The following is a 6,313-nucleotide window of genomic DNA, read 5'->3' as shown; positions in this document are numbered from 1 at the left end:
CAGCGCCCACTCGTCATCGGTCAACTCATGACGTCGCGACACGGGAATCTATCTACCGAACCCATCCCCGAAGATCCACAAGACACGCCCTAGACCAACTCCTTAGCGTTGACCGGTGCGCGACCTCCGGCCTGCCCGAACTCGAACGGCTGGCGAGCACCATCGAGACCTGGTGGCCGCAGATCCTCGCCTTCATCCGGACCGGGATCACCAACGCGGGTTCCGAGGGCACCAACCGCGTGATCAAGACCGTGGCCAGGAACGCGTACGGCTTCCGCAATCCTGAAAACCAACGGTTACGCACGCGCTGCGCCACCACACGAAAGTCGCGGGCACCTCCACCCCGCCTAACTTCGAAGAGCCCCGATAGCTGCGCAGCCCGTCCGGCCTTGGTGCGGGCCAGTCCGGTGAGCTGGTAGTTCAGCTGGGTGAAGATGCCGTCGCCTGTTCAGGCGGTGAAGTAGCCGTAGACGGTCTGCCACGGTGGGAAGTCGTGGGGCAGGTAGCGCCAGGCGATGCCGGTGCGGTTGACGTAGAGGATCGCGTTGAAGATTTTCCGCAGGTCGTGGGTGGCGGTTCGTCCGCCGACACCGGCGTCGGTGCGGGCCTGACGCCAGGCGGCAAGGCGTGGCGCGATCAGCGCCCAGCGGGCGTCGGACAGGTCGGAAGGGTAGGCGGGTCGCTCGGCCACACCAAATGTCTACTGTGGACCATCACGTGGATCGCGGTTGGGTCCGACGATTCCCGAACTTTGTGAACCAGACACGATCTACGGATCAAAGCAGGGCAACTCGCATCAGCATCAATCAGACGAACCTGGCCCCAGTGGTGATTATTCGACCCTGCCGACGCCTCGACGAACAGGCCCACGAAAGCGGCAATACATAGCCAGGATGATCAAAACGCCCAGTTAACTGACCTCCTCCAGCGCGGTCTGAATGAATCGGGTAATCGATGGCGATCGGCTGCCAGCTTCCCAGACAACCAGGGTTTGGTACGGCGCGGCGTCGAGCACTGGGCGGTATGTCACGTCGGGTCGGACGTTCACTGCGGCCAGCGAGGTGGGCACCAGTGCCACGGCCTGGCCGAGCGAGACCACGTCCAGCAGTTGGGCGAAGTCCCGCACGGCAGGGCCGTCGGTCGGGCGATTTGGATTTCCCAGCCAGTAGTCGCGGTCGACAACCCTCGGGTCGCTCCACCGGGGCGCCGGCTCGGCCAGCAGGTCCGCGGTGCTGAGGACCTCGCGCTTGGTTAGGTGGTGCCCTGTGGCGAGCGCGGCGACGCGTGGTTCGGTCGTCAAAAGCTCGATGTCGAGGTCGTGGCCGTCGACGCAGGCGGCGATGGCCAGGTCCGCGCGTCCGTTCCGAACCATGTCGGCCTGCTCACCAAATCCACTCACCACCACCCGGACCTCCGGTGCGTTTGGATCCGCCCGGAACCGCTCGCAGATCCGGAGCAACAATCGCGTGGCCACCCCTGGTTTGGCGGTAACCACGAGTCCGCGGTTGGGAAGGCCGGCATGCTGCGTCCGCCGTACGGCGGAGTCGAGGGCGCCGAGGACGGCCGCCGCCTCCGTGAGGAGAACTTCACCGGCCTGGGTCAGCGCCAGCCGGTGTCCGCTGCGATCGAAAAGGTCGACACCGAGCCGGCGCTCCAGTTGACGCATGGCCCGAGACAGCGGCGGCTGCGCGATGCCGAGTCGCTCGGCCGCCCGAGTGATGTTCAAGTCGTCGGCGACGGCGCAGAAGTAGCGCAATTCGCGGATCTCTGGCTTTGGCATACCGCCAGGGTATGGGTCCGTACCGAATCGGTCTTTCTGTTCTGGCTTCAGATCGGCTGGAGTGGTCGTATGAACGTGAACGAAGTAGCACTCGTCACTGGCGGCAACAAGGGCATCGGACGGGAGGTCGTCCGCCAGTTAGCTCGGCGGGGCTTCACCGTCTACCTCGGCGCTCGCGATCCGCAGCGTGGCCACTCAGCGGTCGAGGAGCTGACGGGCGGACCGGCAGCTGGAACCGACGCGGCGCGAACCGTCAACTCGCCGCGCCTTGGCGCCTCTTTCGGCGGAAGCCACAACCGGTTGGACATCCGGTTCGTACAGCTCGACGTCAGCGACGTGGCATCGGTAAAGGCCGCCATCAAAACGATCGAGACCGCGACCGGACGGCTGGACGTGCTGGTCAACAACGCCGGAATCATGGTGGACTGGGGTGTCCAACCCGCCGACATCACGGCCGCGCACCTGCGCGAAACGTACGAGGTCAACGTCTTCGGCGTCGTCACGGTGACATCGGCCTGTGTTCCGCTGCTCCGCCGCTCCCGCAACCCGCGGATCGTCAATATGTCCAGTGGGCTCGGGTCGCTCACCCTACTGAACGACTCGAAGAGCCCGCTCCCAGCTCAGGGCTTCCTCGCGTACAGCTCATCCAAAGCCGCGCTCAACGCCTTGACTTTGGTCTACGCCAATGCCCTGCGTGCCGACGGCATCAAGGTCAACGCCGCCAGCCCGGGCTTGGTACCCACCGACCAGAACGCTCCAGCAACCTTCCCCCGTGGCGACCGCACTACCGCCGATGGCGCGATCGTCCCAGTCTTACTCGCGACGATCTCCCCCGACGGCCCCACCGGCGTCTTCCTCGGGCCGAATTCCCTAGACGACGTGATCCCGTGGTGAGCCCAGAGGATCTGACCCGCGCGCCCGCGTGTGAGCGGCTCGCGAAACTCTGGAAACCGGGTGCCGTAACCGAACCCGAGTGTCCCTCGATAATCCCGGCGAGGGGTGCGCCTGCCGGTCGGAGGGGTCCGTTGGAGTGCCGGCGGGTAGCGCGGGACGGGCCGGCATCGCGGTGTGCGAGGTGTCCGCCCTCACCGGTGCGCGGGTGACGCCAGTACGGTGACGGCCATGGATACCGAGCAGCCGCAGTACGGGTACGGCAGGGGCGGGCGGCCATTGGGGTCGCCGCGGGACCGCGACGCCGAGGCGCTGCGGCGGGTGCTGCGCCGAGCCGGGTTGCGCGACGTCGACGAGCGGCATCCGGACGGCTTCGCGGTCGAGGGCGCCAACACCAGCCTGGACGGCCCGGAGCCGTTCAGCGTCGCCTACTGCGGCACCGCCGACCTGCCAGAGACGATGGCCCGCTACCGGACGGTCTTGGCGCAGGCCGGCTACCAGGTCGAGGTGGATCCGCTCGACGAGCACATCGTCCTGGTGCCGCGCCAGCCCACCCAGGCGGTTTCGCCCGAGCGGAGTCTGCTCCCGGTGGCGGCGGTGTGCGCGGTGGTGGCCACGGTGGCGCTGCTCGTCTCCTGGATCGGATCTGGTGCGGTGCGGCTGGCTGGCGGTGTCGGCTCGGCCGTGTTCGGTGTGCTGGCGGTGTTCCTGGCCGGCCTGTGGTACCGGCGACGAGCGCACCTGGACTGAGGACCGCGTTTTCACCAGCAGGTGAGGATTTCCGGGGCATATGTGAGGGTGCGTGGCCCGCGGGTCCTGTCGCCTCCCCCGGGTTCGTCGCGCGCGCGTTTTGCGGTTCGCACGTGCGAACCGGAGGCTGGTTATCGGGTGACTCGGGCTGAGGAAGGGCCTTTGCCGAGTCGCCAGTCCGACGGTTTGCGCGCGGCGAACGTCTCCCCACGCAGGATCCGGTCGCGTTCGCGGACCGCGTCGGCGCAGGCCACGTGCGCCCAACCTGAGGAGATCTTGCCGAGCCGCGTCCCGGCCGGGTAGCCACGTTCGCACTCTACGCAGGTGCCGGCGACGCTCGCCACGACGCCGTCAGCGTGCTTCGGCCGAGGTTGGGTGCCGCCGCTGCGGCGCTTCCCTGCAGTGGCGGCCGTCTTGCCCGTGCTCTTCTTCGGGCGCGGCTTGCGCGACGGCTCACTGGAGCCGGTGGCACCGAGCTGCTTGGGCAACTCACCGCTCGACGGGAGGTTGAGCGCCTGCCGGTACGCGGCGTCGGCGTCGGCCTGCCGCTTGGCGCGAGACTTCGTCACGCCCGCACCGTACGACGCCCCCACCCCGCGCCCTCGGCCGCCACGCCAGCGAGGCGGCGCGGCGTGTCCGCGGCCCACTCAAGGGGTTCACTGCCCGGATGGTGGGCCTTTTCCCGGAACTTGTGAACCTTCACGCCCGCGGCCGTGATCGGCGCTCTCCCGGTGGTGTCGCCGCAGGCCAGGGCATCCCTCGCGGGATTTCATTCTGAGATTCGACGCGCACTACTACCGTCGTTGGTGCCACCTGGCTTCCCGGTCGTGATCTGGACTCCCCTACCTCTGCGTGAGGGTGAGGGTCGCCCAGACCTTGCTGGCGCCGATCGGGTCGATCGCGCGCAGGTTCACGGGCACGCCGAGCACGACCAGGTGCGCGCGCTGGTGCCCGCTCGGGCCGGGCGAGATCAGGCCGCGCACCGCGCTCTCGCCCTGGTCGTCGCCGGCCCCGGCTTCCGGCACCCCGAGCAGCCTCGCGGCGACCTCGGCGGGAAAGGGACCGCCCTGCCACTCGATCTCCCAGGTCCGGCCGCCGTTGCCGGGCCACCAGTCGAGGTGGGAAGCGCCGTTGAGCGCGGCCGTCTCGCGCAGGGCGGACATGACCCGTCCCAGCACCTCGTAGTACCGCGCCGGGTTGTCCACCAGATGGTTCTGATCTGTCATGGCCTGCTCAACGATCCGCCCGCGGGGTCAGGTCCGCCCTGACCCTGGTTGATCCCGGCGGTGACCGTGTCGATCACCGGCTGATACGTACGGTCCGCCGCCGAGCTCCCCCACGGCCCGGGGAGAGTTTTCCGTCGCCTGGGCGTGGGGTCGACCGTTCGGTGACAGCTGAAAAACGCAGGCCAGCGCAACTGGGCGTGATGCTCCGCCGTGGTGTCGGATCTCCCAGACCCGTACGCCGGAAACTCCACCTCCCCGGCGGTCCCGCCCGGTCGAGGCCTTGGGGGTCACCCCCCTGTCCCGGGTACGGCGAGTGTGGAAACTCGTCAGCGCGTGAGCTGCCCTACCCGCGCGTTTCGCGGCCCCTGACCAGCAGAGATCCGACCCGCCCCTCCCCGCGCATCCTCAAAAACCTCTGGAAACTCGCGGCATAGCACGCTCTACCCCCGCCGCGGTCTGCTCCTCCCCGCGCCGACTTTCCGGACCCCCTACCCGGCCCCGTCCGCTGACCGCGCCGGGGTCCTGCCGGGCCGTTGGCGGCCGATCACCAACAACCGCGCACCCCCGACCCAACCCGGACCCTTCCCCGCGCTGGTTGGCATCACCGCCGTCGGTGATTGGCGGTACGCAGGGCGCACTGATGGGCCCCGTGCTTGGGTAGCTGTCCCAGCCCGCCAATTCCTTGATCTTGCTGTGGAAGGGTCCGGAAGCAGGCGAGCCGCCAGGAGTTCGCGGCTCCTGGCGGCTCGCGTTGGCTAGAACGGCGGTTCCTCGTCTTCGTGTCGGGTACCAGTGGAGCTGGCGGCGGTAGTCGGCCGCTTTACCGTGGTCGTCCACGGGTCGTCGGCCGGGCCTAACGACCGGCCCCGGGTCGAGCCGGCAGAGGAGGCAGTTGGTGACGTCGGCCGGGTGCGGGATGCGGTCGCCCACGGGTCATCCGCCGGACCGCCCTGGTTGCCCTGGCTACGCTGCATCTTCTTCACCTTGGCGGTGGCCCAAGTCAGTTCGGGGCCGCACGAGTCCACATCCAGCACCATGCGCGAGCGCTTCTCTGCCGCGTCCGTTTCCCACCGCTCAGTACGCAGGGTGCCGGTCACGATCACCCGGTTTCCCTGGGAGAGAGATTCGGAGATGTTCTCGGCCAGGCCACGCCAGGCGGTGCAGTCCAGGAAGGTCGGTTCACCGTCAACCCACGTGCCCGACTCCTTGTCGAGCTTGCGGGGGCTGTGCGCCACGGTGAACTTGACCACCGCCACGCCGGACGGGGTGAAGCGCAGCTCAGGGTCACGGGTCAAGTTCCCGACGATGGTGAAGGGCAAGTTGTTCACACGGATCTTCCTTGTGATCGGCTACGCGGCTGATCCGCACGGCCGGGACCGTAACGCGAACCACCGACAGCGTGACAAAGACCCGGACACGGGTTGCGTTACAGGCGCGGCCTGCAGGGACAATCAAGATCGTATAGGCGTCACAAACGAACGTTTCCGTACGCCAGTCCCTCGCCTGCCTAACCGCCCGTCGACCAAGATCAGAAAATTGGCGGGCTGGGACAGTTACCCAAGCGCGGGGCCTTCCATGTTCGTGGTGAACCGGCGCGCGTCTGCCGCGGCGCGCACGGCCGAGCCGACATCGAGGCGCCGCCACAGCCCGTCCAGCAGCCACACCG

Annotated in this window: 7 protein-coding genes and 1 pseudogene; 3 read left to right on the top strand and 5 right to left on the bottom strand. The window is 68.1% G+C overall.

Features of this window, described 5'->3' with window-relative positions:
• The first annotated feature begins 50 nt into the window (after positions 1-50).
• On the top strand, positions 51-419 hold the full coding sequence (locus tag AB0873_RS31470; protein ID WP_366604357.1) for a transposase: 369 nt from the start codon (positions 51-53) through the stop codon (positions 417-419).
• Here AB0873_RS31470 and AB0873_RS31465 read toward each other — a convergent pair.
• Positions 380-691, bottom strand: a pseudogene (locus AB0873_RS31465) (transposase); the annotation flags it as partial. The gene AB0873_RS31470 and the pseudogene AB0873_RS31465 sit on opposite strands and share 40 nt — an antisense overlap.
• Before the next feature lie 219 nt (positions 692-910).
• Positions 911-1,780, bottom strand: coding sequence for a LysR family transcriptional regulator (locus AB0873_RS31460; RefSeq protein WP_366604355.1), 870 nt, complete (start codon positions 1,778-1,780; stop codon positions 911-913).
• Positions 1,781-1,849: 69 nt separating this feature from the next.
• Between AB0873_RS31460 and AB0873_RS31455 the strand changes: the two genes are divergently transcribed.
• The gene (locus AB0873_RS31455; protein WP_366604354.1) at positions 1,850-2,674 is read left to right on the top strand and encodes an SDR family oxidoreductase; all 825 of its coding nucleotides are present in this window, start codon (positions 1,850-1,852) and stop codon (positions 2,672-2,674) included.
• 228 nt (positions 2,675-2,902) lie between these two features.
• Positions 2,903-3,421, top strand: coding sequence for a hypothetical protein (locus AB0873_RS31450; RefSeq protein WP_366604352.1), 519 nt, complete (start codon positions 2,903-2,905; stop codon positions 3,419-3,421).
• 131 nt (positions 3,422-3,552) lie between these two features.
• Here the strand turns inward: AB0873_RS31450 and AB0873_RS31445 are convergent, their stop codons facing one another.
• The 3 genes from AB0873_RS31445 to ssb form a co-directional block, all read right to left on the bottom strand.
• Positions 3,553-3,990 (bottom strand): hypothetical protein, encoded by a 438-nt coding sequence (locus tag AB0873_RS31445; protein WP_366604350.1) that lies wholly within the window; start codon positions 3,988-3,990, stop codon positions 3,553-3,555.
• A 273-nt stretch (positions 3,991-4,263) separates the two neighbouring features.
• On the bottom strand, positions 4,264-4,647 hold the full coding sequence (locus AB0873_RS31440; protein WP_366604347.1) for a hypothetical protein: 384 nt from the start codon (positions 4,645-4,647) through the stop codon (positions 4,264-4,266).
• A gap of 755 nt (positions 4,648-5,402) precedes the next feature.
• Entirely contained in the window at positions 5,403-5,975 is a 573-nt protein-coding gene (ssb, locus tag AB0873_RS31435; RefSeq protein WP_366604345.1) for a single-stranded DNA-binding protein, read from the bottom strand.
• Positions 5,976-6,313: the final 338 nt, after the last annotated feature.

Origin of the sequence: Micromonospora sp. NPDC047707 (assembly GCF_040704235.1) — a bacterium.
Lineage (GTDB): Bacteria > Actinomycetota > Actinomycetes > Mycobacteriales > Micromonosporaceae > Micromonospora.
The sequence above is the reverse complement of the archived record's forward strand: the minus strand, read 5'-3'. Positions and strand labels throughout refer to the sequence as shown.

Coding starts and splice junctions, on each gene's coding strand:
- AB0873_RS31450 (WP_366604352.1), top strand. CDS start 2,903: ATGGATACCGAGCAGCCGCAGTACGGGTACGGCAGGGGCGGGCGGCCA.
- AB0873_RS31460 (WP_366604355.1), bottom strand. CDS start 1,780: ATGCCAAAGCCAGAGATCCGCGAATTGCGCTACTTCTGCGCCGTCGCC.
- AB0873_RS31440 (WP_366604347.1), bottom strand. CDS start 4,647: ATGACAGATCAGAACCATCTGGTGGACAACCCGGCGCGGTACTACGAG.
- AB0873_RS31455 (WP_366604354.1), top strand. CDS start 1,850: ATGAACGTGAACGAAGTAGCACTCGTCACTGGCGGCAACAAGGGCATC.